Origin of the sequence: Syntrophomonas sp. (assembly GCF_028707975.1) — a bacterium.
In the GTDB taxonomy this organism is placed as follows: domain Bacteria; phylum Bacillota; class Syntrophomonadia; order Syntrophomonadales; family Syntrophomonadaceae; genus Syntrophomonas.
In genome coordinates, this window is the sequence record NZ_JAQVZX010000012.1 from 12,660 (window position 1) to 37,985 (window position 25,326).

Below are 25,326 nucleotides of genomic sequence, written 5' to 3' on the forward strand. Positions count from 1 at the left end.
CGGTATTTCAATACCGGGAGTATGTCACGGTACGACATTTCCCTGGCGGCTAGTGAGCCGAGGCTTCCTGATGGTACAGCAAAACACAGCATACTGCTCCCAGCGCGGCCATGGCTACCAAAAATAACAGCCCGCCGGTATAACTGCCGCTCACCTGGATTAACCAACCCAGAATGAAAGGCGAAATAGCTGATAATAGATTTCCTACTCCGCTGACTATGCCGGAACCAGTTACCAGCAGGTGAGAGGGTAATGATGTCTGCATAATGGCCCATACGGTAGGATAAACAAATTCGTTAATACCTATTGCCAGGGTCATAAACACCACTGCTCCAAGGGGGGAAGGCACCAGGGCAATGCCCAGGGTAGTCAAGGTTACACCACATAAGGCTGCTATCCCGATAACACTTCGGAGCTGCACCCGGTCTACTAATCGACCTCCGATAAGTATGCCTGCCGCTGCCACTGCATAGGCCAGGGATATGTAACCGGCCATACCGCTGATATCAAAATTCCGAGCATGCACCAGATATTGTGGCATCCAGGTCATCAGTCCCCACCAGCTGCACAAAAAGGCGGTATATATCACAGCTAATAACCAAAAAGAGGTATTTTTCAACAGCTCCCGTACCCCTGGGGAATCTACTGCCGATTCATCCCTTGGGGTATTGCTATCCTCGTTTTGGGAAACTATATACTGAGCTTCCTGGGTCGATATATAAGGATTATCGCTTGGTTGGTCGGATATCCAGCTAAACCCCAGCGGTATAAGCGCCAACAAACCTAACAGCCCGGGAATAAAAAAACTGTATTCCCAACCAATCCCCCAATTTATCCAGGTATAGAGCGGCAGGGCCACAATAAGTGCCAAGCAGCCGCCTACCCCAACAACGGCATTGGCCGTACCTCGTTCCTGTGGGGGAGTCCAATTTTTAACCAGCAGACTTATATTAGGGTGATAGATGCCATGGGCCAGTCCCAGTATAACCCGTACCAGGATAAGGGCAGCAAAAGAAGCCACCCAGCCTCCGGCCAGCATAGACAGAGCACCGATAATAACCCCCAGAAGCAACGCTCGCCGTGGTCCCAAGCGGTTACTGATGGGGACCGATAGCATATTGGATAAGGAATAAACCAGCAGGAAAACCGTCATCAGCATCCCCTGCCGGGCTGCTTGTCCGACCAGGCCCATTTCTTCCAGGAAACGTTGGTCTACCAGCAAGACTCCGATATTGGTACGCTGTAGATAAACCAAAATCCACATTACGGCCAACATAATTATCAGTTTATGGCGATATCTGCCTTGACTATTACTATAATTCAACAAAATACCAACTTTCCGTATCTCAACACAGCTAATTATTTTATTTCATTGACTTTGCTACAAAAGTCTTTTATGCAAGCTGATGCATATATATAACTTTTTGTAGTGGAATCATTTCATTTAATCCTTAGGAGGAATTTTCTTAAAGACGCAGTTGCCACTGGCCTTACAATCCTTGCAGGACTGCCTGGGCACGGACAGGGGTTTTTCTTTTAGCAGGCTGCGGGCCAGGGCCAACGCATCCTTTACTGCTTCATCAGGGCCATCGATTGCAAGCATCACTGAACCCTCAGACCCGCTCACTCCACCGGCGGCAACAATCGTAGCTTCCACAGCGAATAAAGTCTTTAGGGCATCTATTTCGGTATATATCCGGGCAAAGCCTGCGGGCAGTAGCGCCAAACCGCAGCGCTGCCCCAGGCTGTAATCCAGCCGGTTAATGCCCATTAACCGGGCCGCCGCCGTACAGGAAGGAATAAACTTTTCATGGCCAACCGGTACCAGGAGCTTACAGCCCCGGGCTGCCAGGACCCCGAAGGAGCCCCCTACCGTACCTCCCCTGGGGTTAGCCAACAGCACCCCGGCATTACCATCGGCATCAAAGGCATTGGCTCCCTTGATGAAGACATCATCCTGGTTAAAGTCCATTATGAAATCTTCCCAGGAGACATCCTTTATGATGCGCCCGTTTTCCAGGCAGATGTTGGCAAAACGGGTATCAGCAGCTGTAACGCAAGGTACTCCGCCGCTTACGATACCAGCCGCAAACCGGGGTTTCACGTCTGCAGATATGAACCCCAGTTCTTCAGCGATATATGAGTTGGTGGTACCCACAGCAATTATCATCCGGCCATGGGTCATGGCCGGATGAAATACTGGTTCATTTATGATTCCACGAGCGATCAGACGCTTGGCTCCCGCCGGGGATAAGGAGAAAGTCGCAATCATCATAACACCGTCCTGTTGGTCAATATTTCCTTGACTGTAAGCGAAAAGTTGAGCAAGTCTGTATTATTTTAACATGAATAAAACAGGGATGCTTAAATATTAAGAGTTTAGTCCGTTGCAAAAAGTCACTTTCTTATTCAAGCTCGAAGTGAAATATGCCCCCGCTTCTTTAAACGGCCGGGTTCCCGTTAACAAAACGGGCGGCGGATTCTAATCCCCCCGCCTGGTTGCAGCGCTGTGTTAAAATTGCTTGGCAGTTTCTTTCCGATACTAAAAAGAAATGTTGACAGAAAAACCGCAGCTCAGTATAATAAATGCAATATTCAAAAATGACGATGACAGGGAATAGTAAGCTGATCCTCAGGTTACAGAGAACCGCTGTTCGGTGTGATGCGGTCGAAGAGGCAGGTGGAACTCACCCTGGAGTTGCCGACCGAAATCATTTTAGAAAGTAGGCTCGGACGGAACTTCAACCGTTAAAATGAAGGGGATATCGGATCTTAAGATCCCGCATCCTGATGGAGTGAACGGCTTTAGCCGTTAATTTGAGTGGTACCGCGGAGTTTAACCCTTCGTCTCAGAGTTCTGAGCGAAGGGTTTATTTTTTTTACCAGGGAGGTGCTTTCGATAGAAGACGCTACTGGCGACCGGCAACTATTTTTAGTTTTAAATAATGAAACAGCTGGGTGTGGCTGTGCGCCCCTTAACTATCCACCTGCTGCCCGATGGGCTCATGAAGCAGAATAAGGGAGGTATAACTGATAAAGGCATAAGTACTATTTAGAGAAGAGCGTTTGGCACAGCATAGAAGAATGGAGGAGCGATATGAACAATATGTTAGAACTACGAATCAATGGCTTTGGCGGGCAGGGTTCCGTTACCCTGGCTCACTTGTTAGCGCAGGCTGCGCTGGAAAACGGTGAACAAGGGCAGGCCTTGCCTTTCTTTGGCGTGGAACGTCGCGGAGCGCCGGTGCGGGCAGCAGTGCGCATGTCCCCCGGCAGTATCCACGCGCACAGTCAATGCGAACTGCCGGATTATGTAGTAGTAATGAGCGAAAAGCTTACCAAAGCGGCGGTCAGTGAAGGCATAACTGAGAAGGGCAGCGTGATCATCAATGCTCCCTACGCCGAAGCCGTGGAGAAATACTGCACCTGGCAGGTGGACGCCGAGGCTATCGCCCGCGAAGCCGAATTATTTTCGGCCGATGGCCCCATTATCAATATCCCGCTGTTTGGCGCGGTGTGCCGGGTGCTAAACATTCCGCAAAATATTATGGAACAAACCATCCTAAATAAATGGCCGGGTAATGACGAAGCGCGTAATCTGGGCGCTGCTGGTAAGGCTTATAACGAGGTGAAAATATGTCCTCCGCTTCTTTAAACGATCGATTTAATAAACAAACAAAGCGGCGGGTTTAATCCACCCCACCTCGTTGCGGTGGTGTGTAGAAACTGCTGCGCAGTTACTTCCGGAGCTTAAACAGCGTAACGAAGATTAGCCATATAGCATACGGATATTTGGATTAGCGAAAGGAATGGAAATGAATGAAATTATTAACGAAAGCCTACCGGCCCATTTCCTGGCCGATGAAAGGATCCGGCGGTGACACCGGTTCCTGGCGAACGCATCGTCCGGTAGTTGATACTCAGATATGTAATAAATGCCAGATTTGCTGGGTATATTGTCCGGAAGCGGTCATAGACCGCCAAGAAATTACTATTGATTACCGCTACTGCAAGGGCTGCGGCGTATGCGCCGTAGAATGCCCCACCGGCGCAATCAGCATGGAAATGGAGGAGTAGCCGTATGAAAACAGCACAAGTTATAATGGATACCGGTGCTCATGCCGCCGCGCTGGCCGTAAAAAGCGCCCGGGTGGATGTAGTACCCGGCTACCCTATTACCCCCCAGACCAGTATTATGGAAGCGCTGGCTGCCATGGTTGAAAATGGCGAACTGCACGCCCGTTTCATCCCGGTGGAAGGCGAACACAGCTCCATGGCCGCTGCCGTGGCCGCATCCGCTGTCGGTGCCCGCGTTTTTACAGCCACTTCAGCCAACGGCCTGCTGTATATGCACGAAGTTTTACATATGGCCTCCGGTGGACGTTTGCCAGTGGTAATGTGCAATGTTAACCGCGGTATTTTTGCCCCCTGGACCCTGTGGGCTGATCATCAGGACTCAATGGCTCAGCGTGATACCGGCTGGATCCAATATCACTGCTCCTCCAACCAGGAGGTGTTTAACACTATTTTGCAAGCCTTCCGCGTGGCCGAACAGATCAATATCCCGGTGATGGTCAACTTTGACGGCTTTGCTATCTCCCATTGTCTGATGCCCCTCACCCTGCCACCACAGGAGGATATCGACCGTTTCCTGCCCCCGTATGAACCGGAATGGCGGCTGGATCCGGCTCATCCCTCTTCCTTCAGCAATGTGACCAATGCGCCCGAATACGCACCCTTCCGCCAGATGCTGTCCGATGATATCATGGCATCCATCCCGCTGGTAAAGCAGGCAGCGCAGGAATACAAGGATATCACCGGCATGTGGGATGGTGACACCATCGACACCTATCGGCTGGAAGACGCCGAAGTAGTAGCCTTTGCCATCAACAGTATGGGAGCAGAATTAAGACTTTCCATCGATATCCTTCGCCAGCAGGGCATTAAAGCTGGCCTGCTCAGACCGCGCCTGTATCTGCCCTTCCCGGCCGAGGATATCATCACTGCACTGCCGCAAAACGCGCAGGTGATGGTACTGGATCGCAATTATAACTTCGGCCACCCTGGCGGTATTTTGGCTTCAGAGCTGAAAAGCATACTCTTTGGTTGCCGCAACGATATCACGGTTAAAAACCGGGTAGTGGGCATTGGTGGCATCGACCTGACTCGCCAATTCATGGCCTCCGAGATTCGCGCCATGATGGATGAATAGAAAGCATAAAAAAGCATAGACCATGAAAGGAATGGATGAGATATGGCTACCAGTATTAAAAAATTACCGGATATTGAGCAGGTTTTAAGCGGCAACGGGGCCTGTGGCGGCTGCCCCGCCACCATGGGCTTGCGCATCGTAGGCAAGGCTCTGGGTTCAAACGCCATCATGCTGTTGACCCCTTCCTGTTCGGTAGCCAGCATGGGCATGACCCCCAGGCTGGGTTATAATTGGCCCTGCATTAATATTACATTTGCGTCCGCTGGCTCTTCAGCCTCCGGTATTACCCACGCGCTGGAAGTAATGCAGGAAAAGGGCCGCCTGCAAGGCGAGCTGCCCACCGTATTCGCCTGGGTGGGCGATGGCGGCACCTATGACATTGGCTTCCAGGCCTTATCAGGCGCAGCCGAGCGCAACGATAATATAATTTTCTTTTGCTATAACAACGAAGCCTACAGCAACACCGGCGTGCAACGTAGCGGAGCCACCCCGCGTGGCAGCTTCACCACCACCACCCCTACCGGCAAGCGCCAGCCCAAGAAAAACATGGCCCTGCTGATGCTGGAGCATAATATTCCCTATGTGGCTACTGCCGCTGTGGCTTACCCCGGCGACCTGTACGATAAGGTGGTAAAAGCCAAAAACATCCCGGGCATGAAATACATCGAAATTCAGGCCCCCTGCTATTTAGGCTGGCAGTTCGATATGCCTGAAACCGTGCAGATGAGCCGTATGGCTGTGCGCAGCGGTGCCTGGCTGTTATGGGAAGCGGAAAATGGCAAGATCAGCTTTAATAACCCCAGCTCGCTTATCATCAGCGGTAAAAAAGACGCTGCCCCGGTGGATGAATACTTAATGAAGCAGGGTCGCTTCAATCGCCTGCTTAAAGGTCCTGACGCCGAGAGCCGCATTGCCGAAATTCAAGGCGACATCGATCGCGAGATTGCTTTTATACGGGAAAGAGCGAAGATTACGATTTAGTTTAAATATACAAGGAGTGCACTTATCTTATTTGGACAAGGGGACAAAACAGGCGGAGGATTCTTATCCCCCGCCTCGTTGCAGCGGTGTGTTGAAACTGCTTCGCAGTTTCTTCCGATGCTTAAAGATTGCCCCTTGCCCGTTTCTATTTACCCTCTAAGCCAACCTAACTGATACTCCTCAAAAATTGAAGTGGCGCAGGAGTTGTACATGAAGCCGGAATCGTTTGATGCCCAGGCAACTATTGAGTACATTGTTGATCTTTTCATAAATGGAGCTAGGGAGGGATATGATATGGAAAATAAAAAAATAATTTCCCAGGAGCATTTTAAAAAATGTTTGCTTAACATATTTTTGCGAAGCGGCTTATCCGAATTCCCCAGTGATTATACTAATTTGCATGTTCTACTCAAAAGCGCAATTCTAACTTTAGATAAAACAGCCATCTTCAGCGAGAAAGAGATTAACCATAATCTTGATTATTGGATAAATAATATAAGCAAACTTACCCCAATGAAAGACATTGATCATGTTACATTGCGGCGTATGTTGGTAGATTCCGGGTATTTAACCCGGAATAGGGATGGTTCTTGCTACCGTGTATCTTTATCAGGAACTGGACAGCCGGTATTTGATGATGCGATTGAGCAAGTTGATGTTATTGCCGTAATTAAATCCGGGCGTGAAGAAATCACCAGAAGAAAAAGAGAATATATGGAGAAATTAAATTCGCAATAGAAGACCCATGTCACCCGTTGCAGCATGTCGCTCAAACGACTATAATAAAGCTGTCATTTCACAAGGACGGTTTCAGGATGGAATACATATCAACAACAGAGGCTTCTGAAAGATGGGGCGTTTCTCTCAGGCAGGTGCAGCGGCTTTTAGCCGATAACCGGATACCCCGCGCTAAAAAATACGGGAGGTCGTGGATGATTCCGGATGATGCGGAAAAACCCGTTGATCCGCGCAAAGAGAAAAAGCCGCCGGGACAATCCCTGTCCTCCGAGCTTGCTTATATAATTGAGGCCACTTCCATACCCATGCCAACCCATAATCCCGATGCGATTTTGAAAATTGTGAAGGAGGAAAAACTGCGGCTTCAATACGAGGGTGAGCTTGCCTATCTGCGGGGCGATTTCGCACGCGCAATGCGCTGCTATGATAAAACCGAAGGGGACGAAGCGGCAAGGCTGCGTGCGTCCCTGGTAGCGGTCGTGGCGGCTATCAGCCTAGGAGACTACCCTGCGTATCTAAAGATTGAAGCTTATCTCAAAAGCTTTGTGGGCGCAGGCCGCGGCAGGGATAGTTGCGCTATCGCGGAGCTTGCGCTGGCCAGCGTTGCCGTCAGCGTGATTGTCCCGAATATGGTTCCCAAGTGGCTTTCGGAGGGGGATTTCAGCGCCTTCCCAGTACAGGTGAAGCCGCCGTATATACTCTATTTGCGCGCACGATATTTCATGTGTATCGGAAAATATGAAATCGCGCTGGCCGTGGCACAGACCGCATTGACCTTTTACGCATCGGAGCAGGGGATCACATTGCCAGAGATTTATCTGCGGGTCGTTTGCGCTCTTTCCTGTCATTGTCTCGGCCGCGAGAATGAAGCCAGGCGCTGGCTGCTGGAAGCCATGCGCATTGCTCTGCCCCACGGTTTTATTACGCCCTTTGCGGAGCCTATTTCCGAGTTCGGCGGCATTGTGGAGCAATGTTTAGAGGAGGCATTTCCCGACTACTGCGACGCTGTCATCGGGCAGTGGAAGCGCACGGTTAAAAACTGGATCACCTTTCACAACTATTTCACCAAGGATAACATCACAGTGATTCTTTCCCTGCGGGAATACCATCTGGCACAGTTAGTAGCCCGACGCGTTCCTTACGTAAAAGTCGCAAAGCAGTTTAACATTTCCGTTGGCAGGCTCAAGAATATCATGCTGGAAATTTACGAAAAGCTGTTCATATCCAACCGGGACGAGCTTGCGCAATATGTTTTAATGACGAATAAAGGAGCCGGTTCATGAACAGGGAACTCACCATTTATCACGATTGAAAATTATCGTTCAAACGACTATTAAAAAGCGGTCGCTATATATACTGAAAATGGTTGCAGTATCAGGTTTATGGTAAAATGCTTCTATTCGGTTCGACAATTAAAGGGTAATATATATATTATTCGCCAAAAAAAATGTGACTTTTTGAGGGTGAAAAGTCACTACTGGGAACATCTATTTACCCCTATGATAGTAATGAAAAGCTATCATAGGGGTTTTTATATCCCCGTTGCGGAAAGGAGCTAAATAGATGTGTCCTGAGCCAAAGGAACTATATAAGGTGTTCCGGGCAGGAGGCCGCACTTTTCCCGTTTACCTCGAATACGACGAGCAGCTTGACGAGAGCTATCCGGCCTACCCCGACTTTGAGGAACGCCCGGAGTATACCGGGGAAGGACGACCCTTTGCTACGGCGGAACAGGAGAGTTGCCCCCATTGTAAGCCCAATGTCCCGGGAAAACCAACCCCCGGCGATTGCGGTGGCTGCGGCTGGTTTTACCGGGAGCAGATGCCTTACGACCCCATCGGCGTCTGCATGTGCGATGCGCTGCGGCGCAAACCTAAATCAGTAGAGGAGGAAAGAGAATGATATGAAAAAGGCGCAAAAACGAATTATAAGCTTGCTGCTCTGCGTTATGTTTGCAATAACCATGCTACCGTTGGATGTATTGGCAGACAACAGTTCAGCTGCACCCGCACAGCTTTCCGTTGTGGCGGCAGGTGACACTGCCGGCAATCCGGCCGGACAGTCGCCTACCAATAACGCGGACGGCGGCACAATTGCGTTTAGAAATCCGTTTGGGGATGTGGAGCCCGGCGACTGGTTTTTTGATGATGTAGGTTTTGTTTACAACAGTGGCCTGATGAGCGGCACCGGCACGGAATCACCGCTGTTCAGTCCTTATATGCCCATGTCCCGGGCTATGCTGGTCACAGTTCTGTACCATCTTGCGCGAAGCCCGGTTACCTCCGGTCTGCCCAACGTTTTTACTGATGTGCCGGAAGAATCGTGGTACAGCAGCGCGGTGGCGTGGGCAGCGGCGAACGGTATAACCAGCGGCGTGGGCGGTAACCGTTTCGCGCCGGACGATAATGTCACACGCGAACAGTCGGCGACAATTCTTCTGAGATATGCGCGGCTGATCGGAAAGGGACCTGCCGGCAAAATAACAGGCGGCTATAACTTTGCCGACAAGGATAAAATCTCGGATTGGGCTTTGGAAGGCGCCATGTGGTTCAGCATGATCGGCGTCATCACAGGCAAGCCGGGGGATAATGGTATGCTCTTTGACCCGCAAGGAAACGCCATACGCGCGGAGCTCGCGGTGATGCTACATAGGTTTTCGGATAATGTGGTCAACAACCCTGAACAACCTGCCGTGCCTGCCCCTGTCATGCCTGCCATGCCTACCACCGACTCTTCCTCCGGTTCCGACTCGGGCCCAGGCTCGGGTGATTCTCTGACAGTATCTTTTGAAACCAACGGCGGTACCGCGATGGCTCCGGTTTCGGTGCCCCGGGGAGGCAAGTTTCGGGATGTGTTAATCCCCCTCAAGGACGACTGCACCTTTACGGGCTGGTATAGGGACAGCAATCTGACCGAACCCTTCTATTCCGATGCCCCTATCACAGAGAGTATAACCCTTTACGCGTCTTATGCCGACAGGGACTATAACTATAAGGAATACATCGATCCGGTCAAGTTTTTACCGGACTGCCCCGCTGAAATCAGTTTTGATATTTTGTCTCCGAAAACCATCACCGACAGCAATCTGGATGATTACATAACAATTATGGATAAAGTTAACGGCGATGAAATCCCTGATGTTACCGTTACGAGTAAGGGCGGTAACGTTTATGTCATTTCGCCCAAAGCGCCCTACACTTACACTCCGGGCGATACCTACGAGCTTTCCCTGATAGACGTGGATATCAGCTTCAGTAATGAAAAAGAAGAAATCCGCACCATTGCCTTCAGCATTAAAAAGCCCGAAACCTATAATGTTCAATTCAAGGATGGCATCGTATATCTTCTCTGGAATCAAGTAAATGTAATCGACAGCGGTGTGTACAGCCTGCCGCAGGCTTTGGCCGGCGACAAGAAAATAGTGGTTGGAACCACCATATGTTTAACGGACGAGCTTGATCCAAACGGGCAGGGAATTCTCAACGAAAACTCGAAGATCCGCAATGTGCTGAGCATTGTAGACACGGATTCAAAAGACCCGCAGCGCGTCATGCTGTTTACCGAAGCCAGCAACGTGGACGATGTCTATAAGCAGCTTGACGTTTATTTGCAGGAAAATATAGACCCGGATAAACTGGCCAAATCCATTAATGTGGAAAAGCTTGAGCAGGATCTGAAAACCAGCGAGGGCACGCTGCAATTTACCAAGCTTCTGGCGGTTGCGCTCAATGAAAGCCAGACGATGGCGGCTTTGCTTTCGTCGGCAGATACAACCCAGTCAGCATCTACATTGGCCTCCGGAGCTTCCTCGTCATTTGCCCAGCCCAGCGAAAACGATGATAAATTCTCTGTCGCCGTCAAAGCCCTGGTCTCGGGATTAACCGTCTCCGCATCCATCGGCACGGCCAAAAACACCAACTTCCCCGGCGCGGTCAACAACAATTGGGTCGTGCTGACCATAAAATTCAATTACAATGCGACGATCAAGAAAGTCCAGGTGAAGTCCGACTTTACCTTCAAGGAATACATTACTCTTTCGTCGGGAAAGGAAACCGGCCTGATCTATTTTGACGCCTGGATCGACACTTACTCGCAGACGGATGTGGAATTCAACGTCCTTGTCAAGACAGTGGACGTAGACGAGGAGTTTTTAGATATCACCGCTGAAATTAATAAGCTTATCTCCGGTTTCACAAAGGACAATTCCGGCGTCCCCGAAATCATCAGGGAGGTACTGGGGTCAAAGGGCGATTATATCGACCTTGTGGAAGTAAATCTTTTCGACCAGGCGCAGGATATCAAAATGCCGATTCCCATCCTGCAGGTGAAGGAGAAGGGGGACTTCGTTATCCGGCTGAATCTCGCGGTGGGCCTGTCGGCCCAAAGCACCCTCATGTCCGCCAACCGTATAGGAATCAGGGGCAGTATAAGTAATCCTCTGGAAACGTATAAGTACGCGCTCGAAGGCGATGGCAGGCAAAGCCTCGACTTATACTGTGTGGGCTATCTGGGAGTCAAGGCCGGGGTAAGGCTTACCGTAAGCGTCAATTTCTATGGCCTAGAATCTCTGGGCAGAGTCGGCTTTAGGGGAGAAGTGGGCGCCTATTTGGATCTGTACGGCTTTTTGCAGCTTCATTTACTCAAAACCGGTGCCGCCCCCGACATCAACATGAACGGCGGAATCTACATGGAAATCGGCATCTATGTAGAACTGAAACTCTTTGCCGAGTCGAAGTTATTCAAGGTAAAGGCGGAGCTTTCCGTTCTGGATATGAAATTTCCTATTTATACCCTGGGCAACCGGTATGTGCTGTACAGATTCAAGAACGCCGGCAATACCGTGGTGTTCAACCAAAACGACTACTATATCAGCAACAGCGGTCTGCTGGACTGTGAGATGCTTGACCTTACCACCGGAGAACTGGTTAAGGGCGATTATTCCAAGCTTAGTAAATTCAAGTTCAAAGTATCCAACCCATGGATGATCGATTGGTCTGATGAGAATCATATCAGTGTCCAGCCACAATATTTCGGCCGAACGTATAACGATGTCCGTGTGGAGAAGGGTACCCAGCGCCTGGACGCTACGGTGCAGGTTTATTACGGTGGCGACAACCTCTGCTTCAGCAGCCGGGAAAAGGGCTATACCTATAATGAGATCAAGCTCGTATGGGTGGACCCCAGCATTGACCCCAAAATGGTCAACCTAAACCCCGTGAAGGCAACCTATGTGATCAATCTAGATGGAGAAAAGACCGTGCTCACAAAATCCGTGCTTGCGGGTTATGTCCCCGGTTCTATCGACCTGTCTTCCTGGCTCCAGGACGCAAAAATAACCGGATATGAAAACGACTGGGACGTTGCCATTTGGAAGGATACCACTTATACGGTAAATATGACGAAGCTGCAGGTGCTGGTATCCTATATGTACATGCGTGACGGACAGTGGCACTATGAGATATATGCCGCTGAATGCGGCGACACGGTGCCTACCACCTCAGACTATCAGTCGCCTGGTCCGGAACGCACTTTTAAACACTGGGAGAGAAGGGTTTGGCTTTATAATTATAGTGATGATGGGAAAATTCCGGGGCTGAATGCTAAGGTGCTGACGCTTGATTTATTCGATCATTTGCACAAATATTGGAAACATAGGAGTGTATTCCATACCGGATACGACAAAACGCAGGCGGTCTATACATTTACCGGCACACTGGATGAGTGCCGCGAAAGGTTCAAAGAGAATCAAAAAACTATGTATGTCCTGTTCAACAGTGTAGCGGAGTATGAAATAAATCGAGAATACATCACGTTCCACTACCCCAGGATGCAATACACAGCTTATGGGCAAAATTTCGATATCTGGTATGATAGTGAAACATTCTTTTTTGATTACGGCACGATGCCTTTGCCCCCGCAGCAAAAGAGCTATCCCGGCTGCAAGATTAATGGATGGAGCAACAGTAGCGGTGCCGCAGCGAAATACGCTTATGACCAGCTGCCCCCGGCCACATGTAATACTAATTATTTTCTTGCTGTTGAATTCACACAACATCAGATAATATTCAGAACAGACATGGGAACCTTTACTGACGGCAGCAGCGCCGCCGACTCCGGTATGATCCCCTATCTGGATTATCTGGAATATGTGGAGAACTTCCAGAAAGCCAACAATGTCCTCACGATCAAGCCGGTGCTTAAGGACGGCGTATTCTACAAATTCCATCACTGGGATGTAGATTACTCACAGGATAAGCAGCATATCCAAACCTGGAACGCGGTATGGGTCGTCTCTTCCGTTCCGGAGTATTCTGCCGCCTTCAACGCTGGAGAAGGAGCCACTTTCCCCGATGGAAGCACAAGCCTTTCCCTCCGGCTTACCTATGGTTCCAGCGTGAATTTATCCTCGTACGCCCCTGTTAAGGCTGCGGATAACCAGTACACCTATACGCTGACAGGCTGGAGGGATCAGGACAGAAATACCTACGGCTTGACCGATGATGTCGTTGTCCAAAAGGATATGACCTGTACGGCGGTCTACACGCCGGCTGCAAGAGAGTATACCGTAACGGTCAGCGCCGGAAACGGGAAGTTCTCCGATGGTACGAATATAAAAACCGTTACTGGCAAATACGAAGAGAATACAAATATTTTGGTAAGTATAGGTGCCCTCACCCCCCCCGAGGGTAATCCCGATTACCATTATGAGTTCGATGGCTGGTCGGAAGCTCTCCCGGAAAAATTCACACAGGATATGACCATTACCGCGAAGTACAAACAGGTTTATGACGATTACACCATCACCTTTAACGCAGGCAGCGGTTCGTTTGAGGGCGGCGCAAGAACCGTTACCCAGACCTATCGTTACGGCGATGTAATCGTCCCCCCTGCTGATCCTCCGGTCAAAGCAGAGAATGATTATATTAAATATGAGTTCACCGCCTGGAGTCCGGCCTTGGAAACTGTTACCGGTAACTGCACATATACGGCAAACTACCGTTCCGTTCCCAAGGATACGCCGCTGCCGGTGAGCGGAATTAATGTAACAGACGGAGATGTGACCGAGGATATCAGTGTGAGCAGTCTCACCGGCTATACCTACAAAATGGTCGAAACGCTTGACGGAAACGTTGTTCCCGTTCTTACGATTACAGGGGATGGGCTGACCTTCAGCGGAACAGGCAGCGGCGTATACGTTGACATTGACGACACGGCAAGCTCCATTACCTTCAAAGATCTGAACATCTCAGTCAGCAAGTATTTTGACAGCATAAATGTTAAGGAAAGCAGCAGCGGCAGCCATTTGACCGTCAATATTAAGGGAAAATGCGCTTTCAAAATTGAATCAGAAGAAGCTTGGAATGTCATGCGCATTGAGCGTCCCACCACATTTGTCGGTACAAATAAAACCGAAGACTCGCTGCATATCGGCACTTCAGGGGGTAAGGTGATTTACACCTCGAACAGCCTGACATTTGATACCCTGGATTTAAAAATTGACGCAGCAGGAGGCGAAGGCATCGATATATCCGTGCTGTTCGCAGATGTGGGTAAAGAGGAGCAGTCTGTGTGCCGCTTTGTGTATTCCGACATTGCCATTACCTCAGAAGGCGGCGGGTTCATGTTTGGGTCGCTTGGCATCCAAAACAGCCTTTTGGGTATGAATTGTGACGGCCCGGCAGGATTTCTTTTCGGATTTACGGTCGATGCTTCTGATGTGACCATTACAGCCGGGAAAGGGCTTTGGATTAACGGAGATGCCGTATTCTCCGGCGATAAGATTATTAATAAGCTTGAGCTGACGGCGACAGACGGGGGCGCGAGCATAGGTGCCACAAAGAACATAAGCGTACCCGGTGAATATGATTTGGGTGGCGCGTCAATCCAACGTTTGACAGATATTTTAACAAAGGAAGAATATTATACCTTTGCCAATGAAAAAGACGGCGTCTGGATTCCGGCAGCAAATGTAAAGATAAACAAACCTTGATGCGCTGCATAACCTGCTGGGAAAAAAGAATTAAGAATTAATTAAATATATTGGGACGCAAACGAGGCGCTTCGTTTGAAGTGTCTCGTTTGCTGACTTTTCGTATCGGTTTGGGTATGGTGTTGGTCAGCATCTTGATCCGGGACCAGATCAGATTCTGTGCTTTGGAATACCTGTCTTTCCAGGGAAAACTGATGGGAAACCGGATTATACTGAACCATATCTACTGCCAGTAAACCGGAACCTGGCAGCAGGTAAGCAATAGCTGCGGAATAGGAAATGCCCTTTTCCGAATATAAGCCTCGTAAGCCGGAAGCCCCGGTAGTTCCAGGGTCAACAAAAACCCCGTCCGGCCCCTCTTCTATTCTTATACGATGGTCGTGCCCGGCCACCACCAGGCCGGCCAGCGGGGCAATCTCTTTCCCTAGACGGTAATTATGCACTACCAGTATGTCGGGACGCCCCTGGGCCGCAACCGCCTCCTTAATCCTGCTTACCTGCTCTTTTAAGCTTTCCCGTTCTGCTTCCGGACTCTCATACTCTACAGCTGTTGATGCTGATAACGGGTCTGCAAAACCCAGGACCTTAACCCCTTTAAGGGTAATCATCTCCCCGTTTAAAACCTGGCTGTCAGGCAGAGCAGTAATAAAATTGATGGTTCCTGGACTATCATGGTTTCCGCCCACAAACAACTGGGGTACACCCACTGTGGCCAGATCCTGGGTAGCACCAGTTTCTAATTGTGAGCCCATATCAGTTAAATCACCCGCATTTATCAGGAAGTCAACCTTAAAGCGGGCCGCCAAACTCTTACACAATACAATTCCCACCGGGTTGGAATGTATATCACTGACCAGCAATATTTTAACTACCTGGCCTTGTTCCTCCGGATTGGCCATAACTGGAAGGCTATTGGAACTGGAAAAAAGCAGGCCCAGATTGGATACAATTTGCCGGGTGTTGTCACGAATCTTCTGTAAATCACTAAGGGAATCACTGGCGAATTTTATCGCTACCGGAGCCATGCTAAGAACACCCTTATATTCCGGCTCGCGAAAGGCTGCCGTATCATAGGAACGGAATACTCCAGCCAGGATTAATATTAATATTAGCGTAGATGCAGTAGTATAAAGTAAGGACTTGAGCAGGCCAGGACGCCAGATTAAAAAGACCAGCAAAAAGGCACCCAGAAATGCTACTGCCACCTGACGCAGGGCAAAGACGGTTATTTTATTCCGGGCGCTGCTCTGCAGCTGTTCTACCAGTTGTTTTTGATCCGGCAGATTATCTATATGCGACTTGAGAGTGTCACTTCTTATCTGTTCCAGGCTGATTACCAGTTTCACCGGTCCCTGATGGGTTTTAGCTTCGACAACCCCAAAGGGGGGAAAGTGCAGTTCCGTTATACCGCTTCGGCCCGGAGTTAAGCCCGCTCGAAATTCAATAACTTCGAGGTCAAAGGTAGTGCTACCCAACAGCCAAACAGCAAGTATAGCCCCAAGCAGAGCAGTTAAAAGAATGACAAGTATTTTAAGCAAGAATAGTTTACTTGAATTAAATTCTGCTTTCTGAGCTAGCCTCACTGGAAATTCCTCCTCCAACAATCTCCTCCGACATTCTTATTTTACTGCTTTACCAGGCCTGTTGATACTTTTTTTTTCAGTATAACATGAAAATAAGCCTTATTTTTCTGGAGACCTTTTCCTAAACACAGTTAGTTAAGGTATAAGAAAAAAATCCATCCCAGTAACCCGGTTAAGAGATGAAAGTTTCGAATTTTTACAATAATGGACTACGTAGTCTAATGGTAGTACAATAAGCCTACAATAAGGGTTATAGATATATGTCAAGATAGGCCCCTGCAGGAGGTTATTTTGCGCTGTTCTATTGAGGGGATAAACCATCAAGGTGAAGGGGTAGGCCGCGTTGGCGGAAAGGCCGTTTTTGTACCACAGGCCCTACCCGGTGAAGTGGTGGAAATTGTCATTACGGATAATCGGGCTCGTTTTGCCCGGGCGCAGTTAGTGCAACTGCTGGAAGCCTCACCCTACCGCCTTACTCCGCTCTGCCCTCATTATTATGAATGTGGCGGTTGTGCCTACCAGCATGCGAAGTATGAAGAGGAACTGGTTCTGAAGCGCCAGGTAGTAAAGGATGCGATTCAGCGTATCGCCAAGATCGCTACCGTGGTCGAACCGGTCCTGTCAATGCCGGAGCCCTGGCATTATCGCAACAAGGTCACTTGGCATATGGCCGCAACGGGGAAGCAGGAGCCTGTTCTCGGCTTCTTTCGTGAGGCTAGCCGTCAGCTGGTTCCCATTTCCCAATGCCGGCTTATCTCAGAAAAAATGAACTGCCTAACAGCCAGGGTAAAGGCTCTTTTACCTTTAATCCAGCCTGCTCCTGGCAGCGAAATAACCTTGCGAGAATCATCCCTGGATCATTCAACCATGCTCATATGGAAGGGGTTGCAACGCTGGCCTGCACCCGAGATCTGGCCAGAGCTTAGTGCTATCAGTGATTCGGTGGTGGTCATAGAAAAAAACACCTGCCACTATATTTCCGGCCCGCAGCGCCTGCTGGACAAACTGGGGCAGGTGAAATTTGCTTTATCCCCGGAAGCCTTTTTCCAGGTGAATCATTGCCAGGCCGAAGAGATGATCAGGCTTATCCTTTCATTGGTCGATTTTTCCGGTAAAACAGTTCTGGACGCCTTTTGTGGAGTAGGCAGTATAGCCCTCAATCTGGCCCGGCAGGCGGAGCGGGTGATTGGGGTGGAGAGCTATGAACCGGCTATTCATGATGCTCGTTGTAATGCTATAGAAGCTGGCATATACAATGTAGAGTTCATCCACGGTCTCTGCGAAAGAGCAGTGGCACGGATAGATGAGCCTATTGATGTGATAGTGCTTGATCCCCCGCGCAGTGGTTGTAAAAAAGAATTGATTCAGGCCTGCAGCAGGATATCGCCCCGGGAAATTGTTTATGTCTCCTGCAATCCTGCCACCCTGGCCCGTGACCTGGCCCTCTTCGGCCAGTTAGGATACCACCCCCTTCTTATTCAACCCATTGACATGTTCCCCCGGACTTATCATGTGGAGACGGTAGTATTGATGTCACGGGTCAAAGAGTGAGTGGGCGGGAAACCCTTATATATCAAGGTTTTTAGCACATATGGATATGAAACCCATTGAGTGAAAACGATATTCTATCGCTTCGTGGAAACAAGTCCATAAAGGCACTATTTGATAGTCAAGTGGTCAGGTTGAATGTCATAGCTCGGCGAGTGGTCGGGTTAGATGTCAGCATCCGCGAGTGGTCAGGTTAGATGTTTTTTCGGAAGTTTTTGAGGTTGTGTGGTCAGGTTGGATGTACGCATAAAATAGGTTGTTAGTGAAACTAAGAAAAATGTTGCAACAAACTTACATAATATAGGGAGGTGGCCAAATGAGCGTTTGGAATTTATTATATAAGGAATTAACGGGTACACATGATTACATTAAACCAAATACTCCGGCAACACAAAAACAGATTGCTGAGGTTGAAAAAGTGTTAGACTGCAAATTGCCCACTGATTTGAAGGAACTGCTTCTCGAAATAAATGGGGATAACTGGTTCGTTTTTTCTACGGAGCAAATCATCAAAACAAATCTATCTGTAAGAAAACTTGATTGTTTTATGCCTCTTGACTGCTTATTATTTTTTGGAGGCAATGGCTGTGGCGATTATTATGGCTACCCGATTACATCCCAAGATGGAGTACGAGATGATAATGTGTTTATATGGGAACATGAATATGATAATCGCATCTGGAAAGCAAACAACTTAGAAGATGCCATAAAAAAATACTACAACGACGAAATATAATGCATCATTACTCATTCGGTTTTGCTTGATTGGATTGTTAAGAAAAAAAGCACACTACATTGTTATCCGTAGGGTGCCTTGTTTATTTTTAGCTTATTCATTTACATCCACCGTCACGCCGGACTTGAATTCCACAATAAATTTATCCTCATAGATGCTGACTTTTTCGATCAGCCGGCGGATAAGCTGCTCGTCGTATTCAGCGAGGGCGGTGGATTGCTTTTTTAGGAATGTGCTCATATCAGCCATGCGCTTTTTGAGTTCATCACGGTTAGCACTTTCAAGCTGCATCTTTTGTTTCTGGTCACGCAGTCGGTGTATCTCATCACCGACTTTATCATAATCGGCATTGGAGGTAGCCAGCTTCAGCAGCTCCGTTTGTAGTTCCTCCAACCGCTTATCGATATCTGCCAAGCCCTTGTCGTTTTCTCGATTTATCACGGTGGCAATATTATCGCGTAGAGTAGTGAGGAAAGAGTCTTTGTCGCAAAGTGCCTGATTGATAGCGGTGACAAGCACCTGCTCGATGGTGCTTTCCAGTACTGTGCGGGCATCGCAGAACAAGCCTGTATTTTCTAAGCGACTTACGCACCGCCAGACGATGGATTTCTTACCACGGTTGTTCCAGTGCACCCTGCGGAACACTTCACCGCAGTTGCCGCAGAAGACTATCTGCGCAAAGCAGTGATTGCTGCTGAAGGTTCTGGTCTTGCCATTCGGACTTGTGTGAACAATACGGCGGCGGACAAGTTCCTCCTGCACCTGCATGAATACTTCACGCGGAATAATGGCTTCGTGGCTGTTTTCCACGTAATACTGAGGAACGATACCGTTGTTCTTGATCCGCTTTTTTGTTAGGAAGTCAACCGTATATGTTTTCTGCAAAAGCGCGTCGCCGATGTACTTTTCGTTTCGCAGGATTTGATTTATGTTGCTGGTGTGCCAGCGTTCCCTGCCCGCACCGTTTATGATACCGTCCGCTTCCAAACCGCGAGCGATTTTCAGCATACTGGCACCCTCAAGATATTCTCGGTAAATGCGCTTGATGATTTCAGCTTCCTCGGGCACAACCACAAGACGCTTATTCTCATCCTTGGTGTAACCGAGGAACCGAGCGCAGTTGACTTGAATTTCACCTTGCTGGTAACGATACTGCAGACCCAGCTTTACGTTTTGGCTCAATGACTGGCTTTCCTGTTGGGCAAGGGATGCCATAATTGTGAGCAGGACTTCGCCCTTGGAATCCATGGTGTTTATATTTTCCTTCTCGAAATAAACGGGAATGTTTTTCTCCTTGAGCTGACGGATATATTTCAAACAGTCCAGTGTATTTCGCGCTAACCGGCTGATGGATTTTGTAATGATCATGTCGATATTACCGGCCATACACTCGTCAATCATGCGGTTAAATTCTTCGCGTTTCTTAGTATTGGTACCGGAGATACCGTCGTCCGCAAAAATCCCCGCCAGTACCCAGTCGGGGTGACCTTGTATGTAGGTGGTATAGTGTTCAATCTGCGTGTCATAACTGGTAGCCTGCTCATCGCTGTCTGTGGAAACACGGCAGTATGCCGCAACCCGGAGTTTGGGCTTTTCTTCGTCTGCACCTTTTCGGGCATGCTTCCTTGCAGGAATCACGGTGACGCTTTTACTTACTGCCATTCTTGTTCACCTCCGTTTCGATTAAACTGTAGGCGTATTCCGCCTGTGCAAAGGGGCCGTCGAATTCTTCTCTTCCTTCTATTACATGAAAAGCAGTAGGATAGACGACCGTTGTTTCTTCATTTGGTTCATAAATACGACCGAGTTTCTCCGCCCGCCTGACACGTTCCGCTTCGGCGGATGTAAACGTGTTCGGGTCGATTATGGCGGGGTAATAGTCGTCGCCAAGATAACGCGTATTACGAAGCATTCTGCCGATTCCCGCGTGGAAGGCAGTGATACCCGCCTTCTTTGCAGCAGTTGCCAGTGAATCGCCGGACAAATAGGAATCAAATAAGGTTTTTATCTGCTTGGCAGCTTCTATATCAATTACGGCTTTTCCGTTTTCAATGCGGTAGCCAAGTGGTGTTTGACTCACTTATCTCACCAGCTTTCTTTGAGTGTAATGCCGCATTTAAACTCGAATCCAATCTCCGACCTGGAATACACAACAACCCGCTCTACAAAGCGTTTGAAAATGTCCCCGTCAAAGCCCTTCAGCATCGATGCTTTGGTAGCATATTGCAGCAAAGCACTGACCTCACTTAGGTTCTGAAAGTCATTATTCAAAAATCGAGTTATGGATTCTTTTTGACGGCGTAGGCGTTCTGCCTCTTGCAACAGCGCATTGTTGCTCTTATTGTAAACGGCAGGCTCAAGATATTTTTTGGTCATCAGCCCAACCAGTACATTTCGCTGTTCCACATTTTCTTCGAGTTTCTTGTCAATCGCATGAATGCTTTCCAGAGTCTCATCTGAATTCATCCCACGCAGACTGATGAGTAACGGCTTGAGTACAAATTCGTGCCCAAATATAAGCTTGTTCATTAGGGTGACAAATGCGTATTCAAAATCGGACTCCGGCACATATTTCATAGAGCATTTTTTGATATCTACGATATGAGTGGAGCAGCACCAAGCAATTCGATGTTTTCCGCTTGAATGGATTCTACGCTTAAACGTCCCGCCGCACTGACCACAGATGATTTTTCCTGAAAAGGGGTATCGGTTCTGATATTTTTTATGTTGCCTTTCTAAGCCTTTTTCCTTTCCACGCTGTTCGATAATATCCTGAGCAGCTTCATAATCTTCATGACTGATAATTGCCTCATGATGGTTTTTGATCAGATACCGATCCTTCTCACCCCTGTTGTTATGGCGATTGAAATGGACATCGGTATAGGTTTTTTGAAAAATTGCATCTCCTGTATATTTTTCGTTCCCCACCATTCCACGGATTGTTGTTGCTGTCCAGCGGCCACCTTTTTTAGTGGGTACTTTTCGGTTGTTCAACTCGTCGGCGATTTTATGAGTGCTTTTACCGGATAGAATTGAAGCGAAAATATAGCGAACAATTTCTGCTTGTTGCTCGTTAACGACCATCTCACCATCTATGTTATCGTAGCCATATGGTGGATAGGATATCTTGTACGTGCCATTTTGAAAGCGACGCTGAATTGACCACTTGTTGTTTTCAGCGATGGAGACCGATTCACTTTCGGCCAGTCCACTTAGGATTGACAGCATGAGTTCGCTTTCCATTGACCCTGTGTTGATATTCTCCTTCTCAAAATAAATGAAAACATTAAGGGCAAGCAGCTTTCTGACCAGCTCCAGACAGTCGGTAGTGTTACGAGCAAATCTGCTGATAGACTTCGTTACAATGAGGTCTATTTTTCTGTCTTCACAGTCGGTAATCATTCGAAGCAACTCAGGTCGTTTTTCTTTTTTCGTGCCGGTGATGCCTTCGTCATAATAAAGACCTGCAAACGCCCATTCAGGGTTTGCATTGATGTAGGTTTTGTAGTGTTTTATTTGCGTATCCAGACTGACGAGTTGCTCATCACTGTCGGTAGACACACGGCAATAAGCTGCAACTCTGAGCTTGGACTGTTCAGCTATATCGACTGTATTTTGAGCTATTTTTGTTACCTTTTTCAATTTCTCACCTCCTTGGTCAGTGTCACATGTTACCGTCAAAACCAAGTTATATCAACGGTTTTAGAGCATAATCTCAGCTAATAATGGTGAGAAAGTTTTGCGGTTTAGCTCGGTTATCTTGTTGAACTCTGACAAGGAAATAAGTCCACAATTCATCATTGCGGTTAGTATCTGTTGTGCCCTGACATAATCGACTTCACGCTGCATTTGTTCCTGCGGTACAGGCCTTTTTTCCGATACAGCATTAATATCGCTTGTGCTGATACCTTGGTTTTGTAAGTTGTTCACTCAGCTTTCCTCCATTCGGAGGGGAAATAAAAAGCGCCCCTCTACCGTCTACAGACAGAAGAGGGGCACTTGCGTACCAGCATATGCTGGTTATTCGGTTTTGATGAAAGCATCCGTAAATCCCGCCGCCTTGACTCTTTTTAGCATGGCATCAGCATTGGCTTTGACGGCGTAAGCACCGACTTGTACACGGTACAGCTTTTTCGGTTCAGTTGGGGTGGGAGGCTTTGACGGTTCTGTTGCCGTGAGTAGCCTTTTGACCTCTGCTCTAAATGTATCCATTGACTTGCCGTGCTTCGGAAACCAGTGACCTGGATCGGCATGGTTACTGGCGATGCCGCGTTTATGCCCCTCGTAATGACCGATAATAACGCCATCTGCCATCGGGTCGAGATTATACTCCTTGCAGAGATAGGCACACAGTTCGGTGGCTTCCTTGTAGACTGCGTTGAAATAGGCTTTGTCGGTTAGGCCATCCTCGCAGATTTCAAAACTTGTGTGACTGTCATTGACCGATCCTTTTGAGCCGGAAGCCCCATGCCAACCGCGATGATTCCACGGCAGTGTCTGATAGGTAGCGATACTCCCATCAGCCAGTTTACCTATAAAGCCATGTACGCAGACCTGCCGACCGTCCGGTTTGTCTTGATTCCAGTGGTTGTTATATTGATTCTTGCCAAGCAATCCATCGTCCGGACCCACATAACGACGCAGATTCGGATTGTTCGCGCCGGTGGAGTGAACCATAATGCCTTTGACAGTAATAGTCCTGCCAGCCTTGTAGCAGGCGTTGTTTGTGAATATCAATTTCCGTAGATTCATTTCTGTTCATCCTTTCCATGAAGCTGTGCCAGCACATCTTTTAACTTGGCAGGCACGGGTAACCCAATAGCCGTGGCATTCTCAACGAGAGAAATTCCCTCATTAGCAATGTAGAAGAAGATAATCGCCGTCCGAAGTGGTGCTCCCGTGCCGCCGAGCAGATAGGTGTCGATGAGATGACCAATGCCGACCACAAGGAATAGCGCTACCTTCTTGGCGATACCCTGCGCTCCGATTCTGCTGGACAGTTTTTTCTCCACAATTGCCCGAAGCACGCCCGTGATGTAGTCGACGACCACGAAGGCGATGAGCGCATAAAGGAAGCCGTCCAATCCGCCCAAAAACCAGCCAAGCGTACCTCCGATGGCTGCAAATGCAACCTGAATCCAGTTCCAAATCTCTTTCATTTTCGTTTTACCTCCTGTTTTTTGCATAAAAAACGCCTGCTGAATATGCAGGCGCGAATGCCAATATGAATGATTACTCTTTAACTCTGTTTTGGGAGTGCCTCCCAAAGCCGCAAGTCTTCCTGACCGAGTGACCATAGGGCAAAACCACGCAACCGCCATCGGTATGCCGCTTCATTTGCCCAGTAGACAATCGAGTCCACGTCTTGGTAGTAGACAATTCCAAAACCATCCCCATCACCGAGGAATACCCTCGAACACCAGACGTTGATGTCACGTGGCGTAAATTTTGCCGTGTAGTCAGCGTTGCATGGAATGTATAGCATTGCTGAATGCACGAAGTCATAGTCCATAGAGATATCCTCGCTTCGGGTAGCGGATTCCTCCACATCTGAGGTAAGCGTGAATACCTCGAATTCACTGTCCCATGTCACGCTACTCCGGGCGATCCTGCCGTAGTTTTCGGTAGTACCGTTTGGCATTGTTACATCAAAGGCTTCATACGGCTCGTAAGTCCAGGCATCGCCTAAACGCAGAAGTTCACACTTGATTTCATTATCCGACTGAATGCCGCAATAACCACTTGCTGGTGATACCGTGGCTGTGAAGCGGAGGGTGTTACTGTTACCGGAATAGACCCTCACACTGTTGTCGCGTTTCCTCATTTCAATGAGATACATATTGGGGTTTGTGCGGATGTCGGTGGCAGGTGTTTTAGCGTAAGCTGCACCATAACTGCCGAGCAAAATAGAGTCTTGATAGAGTTCCACTCGCTCAGTGTCGATGTTGATACAACAGAAGATGTCGCCGATAAATACCCCGGCGCGCCCGCTTCCGTTATGAGGGAAAGCAAGCCGTGCTCGAAGGTGAACGTCGGAGAAACCGTCATATCTCCAGGCAAGCTGGCCACTACCTTCGAGCTGTGAATAAACCCTGCCGGACGCATATTCATCGCTTCGCCAGACTGCCCAACTGCCTGAAAGTGTAGTCCAGTAAGTGCTTTGCAGCGTGATGGGATCTCGGAAGTCCTCATACCACACCAGAGCCGAGTCGGGTTTTCGCCGCAGAATCTCGGTGGTCAGCTTGAAGCCTTTGTCCGGCACAGCCATATTCCCGTTCACGTCCTTGAAGCTACGAGGAGAGAGTTCAAAGGTAGCCGAACCTGCCGAGGGCTGTTCAGAAAACGATGAGCAAAGACGAAAGCCATATAACTGCGCGCCCACCACACCGCCATCAACGGTGATGGTATGTTCGCCTGCCGACATGCTGCGTCCTTTGGCAAGAATCGCCCAGAAGGTGCTTCTCCAATACGGCCACCATAGGCGGTTTTCGTAAAAGCCGACCGAGGAACCGTCAAGGGAGATGTTGATACCGTTCTT

The 25,326-nt window shown here is 48.6% G+C and carries 19 protein-coding genes, 2 pseudogenes and 1 other annotated feature; of the genes and pseudogenes, 11 read left to right on the forward strand and 10 right to left on the reverse strand.

The genetic code is table 11. From position 1 onward, the window contains the following. Window positions 1-49 precede the first annotated feature (49 nt). Both PHP87_RS03030 and PHP87_RS03035 read right to left on the reverse strand, forming a co-directional pair. Window positions 50-1,327: an MFS transporter gene (locus PHP87_RS03030; protein ID WP_299918278.1), complete on the reverse strand. Its 1,278-nt coding sequence runs from the start codon at window positions 1,325-1,327 to the stop codon at window positions 50-52. Between the two features lie 117 nt (window positions 1,328-1,444). Beyond that, complete coding sequence (locus PHP87_RS03035; protein ID WP_299918279.1) at window positions 1,445-2,275, reverse strand: hypothetical protein; 831 nt, start codon at window positions 2,273-2,275, stop codon at window positions 1,445-1,447. A 323-nt stretch (window positions 2,276-2,598) separates the two neighbouring features. Further along, window positions 2,599-2,855, forward strand: a binding site (T-box leader). Window positions 2,856-3,097: 242 nt separating this feature from the next. On the opposite strand from PHP87_RS03035, the gene PHP87_RS03040 reads away from it, so the two are divergent. The 9 genes and pseudogenes from PHP87_RS03040 to PHP87_RS03075 all read left to right on the forward strand — a co-directional run bounded on the left by PHP87_RS03040 (window position 3,098) and on the right by PHP87_RS03075 (window position 14,921). Next, the gene (locus tag PHP87_RS03040; RefSeq protein WP_299918280.1) at window positions 3,098-3,655 is read left to right on the forward strand and encodes a 2-oxoacid:acceptor oxidoreductase family protein; all 558 of its coding nucleotides are present in this window, start codon (window positions 3,098-3,100) and stop codon (window positions 3,653-3,655) included. A 164-nt stretch (window positions 3,656-3,819) separates the two neighbouring features. After that, window positions 3,820-4,077: a 4Fe-4S binding protein gene (locus tag PHP87_RS03045; protein WP_299918282.1), complete on the forward strand. Its 258-nt coding sequence runs from the start codon at window positions 3,820-3,822 to the stop codon at window positions 4,075-4,077. 4 nt (window positions 4,078-4,081) lie between these two features. After that, window positions 4,082-5,212, forward strand: a complete 1,131-nt coding sequence (locus PHP87_RS03050) for a hypothetical protein (protein WP_299918283.1) — start codon at window positions 4,082-4,084, stop codon at window positions 5,210-5,212. 42 nt (window positions 5,213-5,254) lie between these two features. Next, window positions 5,255-6,193 (forward strand): thiamine pyrophosphate-dependent enzyme, encoded by a 939-nt coding sequence (locus PHP87_RS03055; RefSeq protein WP_299918284.1) that lies wholly within the window; start codon window positions 5,255-5,257, stop codon window positions 6,191-6,193. Between the two features lie 294 nt (window positions 6,194-6,487). Further along, window positions 6,488-6,931 carry a DUF2087 domain-containing protein gene (locus tag PHP87_RS03060; RefSeq protein WP_299918287.1) on the forward strand — a complete coding sequence of 148 codons (444 nt, stop codon included), beginning with the start codon at window positions 6,488-6,490 and terminating at the stop codon, window positions 6,929-6,931. A gap of 77 nt (window positions 6,932-7,008) precedes the next feature. Beyond that, window positions 7,009-7,122, forward strand: a pseudogene (locus PHP87_RS11890) (helix-turn-helix domain-containing protein); the annotation flags it as partial. Window positions 7,123-7,125: 3 nt separating this feature from the next. After that, window positions 7,126-8,214, forward strand: coding sequence for a helix-turn-helix transcriptional regulator (locus tag PHP87_RS03065; RefSeq protein WP_299918288.1), 1,089 nt, complete (start codon window positions 7,126-7,128; stop codon window positions 8,212-8,214). Between the two features lie 280 nt (window positions 8,215-8,494). Beyond that, a complete protein-coding gene (locus PHP87_RS03070; RefSeq protein ID WP_299918290.1) occupies window positions 8,495-8,833 on the forward strand; it encodes a hypothetical protein in 339 nt (112 codons plus the stop codon). 1 nt (window position 8,834) lies between these two features. Next, a complete protein-coding gene (locus PHP87_RS03075; protein ID WP_299918292.1) occupies window positions 8,835-14,921 on the forward strand; it encodes an S-layer homology domain-containing protein in 6,087 nt (2,028 codons plus the stop codon). Window positions 14,922-14,962: 41 nt separating this feature from the next. Here the strand turns inward: PHP87_RS03075 and PHP87_RS03080 are convergent, their stop codons facing one another. Beyond that, window positions 14,963-16,504, reverse strand: coding sequence for a metallophosphoesterase family protein (locus tag PHP87_RS03080; protein ID WP_299918295.1), 1,542 nt, complete (start codon window positions 16,502-16,504; stop codon window positions 14,963-14,965). A gap of 291 nt (window positions 16,505-16,795) precedes the next feature. Here PHP87_RS03080 and rlmD point away from each other — a divergent pair, with 291 nt between their 5' ends. Together rlmD and PHP87_RS03090 are read left to right on the forward strand one after the other, a co-directional pair. Further along, on the forward strand, window positions 16,796-18,055 hold the full coding sequence (gene rlmD / locus PHP87_RS03085; RefSeq protein ID WP_299918298.1) for a 23S rRNA (uracil(1939)-C(5))-methyltransferase RlmD: 1,260 nt from the start codon (window positions 16,796-16,798) through the stop codon (window positions 18,053-18,055). A gap of 313 nt (window positions 18,056-18,368) precedes the next feature. After that, a complete protein-coding gene (locus PHP87_RS03090) occupies window positions 18,369-18,788 on the forward strand; it encodes an SMI1/KNR4 family protein (protein ID WP_299918301.1) in 420 nt (139 codons plus the stop codon). Between the two features lie 93 nt (window positions 18,789-18,881). Here PHP87_RS03090 and PHP87_RS03095 read toward each other — a convergent pair whose 3' ends face one another. From PHP87_RS03095 to PHP87_RS03125, 7 genes and pseudogenes are all read right to left on the reverse strand, one after another. Beyond that, window positions 18,882-20,450: a recombinase family protein gene (locus PHP87_RS03095; protein WP_299918304.1), complete on the reverse strand. Its 1,569-nt coding sequence runs from the start codon at window positions 20,448-20,450 to the stop codon at window positions 18,882-18,884. Then, window positions 20,437-20,868, reverse strand: coding sequence for a recombinase (locus tag PHP87_RS03100; protein WP_299918305.1), 432 nt, complete (start codon window positions 20,866-20,868; stop codon window positions 20,437-20,439). The genes PHP87_RS03095 and PHP87_RS03100 overlap by 14 nt, the downstream gene beginning before the upstream one ends. Before the next feature lie 5 nt (window positions 20,869-20,873). Next, window positions 20,874-22,430 (reverse strand): recombinase family protein, encoded by a 1,557-nt coding sequence (locus PHP87_RS03105; protein ID WP_299918307.1) that lies wholly within the window; start codon window positions 22,428-22,430, stop codon window positions 20,874-20,876. Window positions 22,431-22,490: 60 nt separating this feature from the next. Next, window positions 22,491-22,694 carry an SHOCT domain-containing protein gene (locus tag PHP87_RS03110; RefSeq protein WP_103908299.1) on the reverse strand — a complete coding sequence of 68 codons (204 nt, stop codon included), beginning with the start codon at window positions 22,692-22,694 and terminating at the stop codon, window positions 22,491-22,493. Between the two features lie 114 nt (window positions 22,695-22,808). Beyond that, entirely contained in the window at window positions 22,809-23,540 is a 732-nt protein-coding gene (locus tag PHP87_RS03115; protein ID WP_299918309.1) for an N-acetylmuramoyl-L-alanine amidase, read from the reverse strand. Next, window positions 23,537-23,947 (reverse strand): holin family protein, encoded by a 411-nt coding sequence (locus tag PHP87_RS03120; RefSeq protein ID WP_277853136.1) that lies wholly within the window; start codon window positions 23,945-23,947, stop codon window positions 23,537-23,539. The genes PHP87_RS03115 and PHP87_RS03120 overlap by 4 nt, the downstream gene beginning before the upstream one ends. An 80-nt stretch (window positions 23,948-24,027) precedes the next feature. After that, a pseudogene (locus PHP87_RS03125) lies at window positions 24,028-25,326 on the reverse strand (glycosyl hydrolase); the annotation flags it as partial.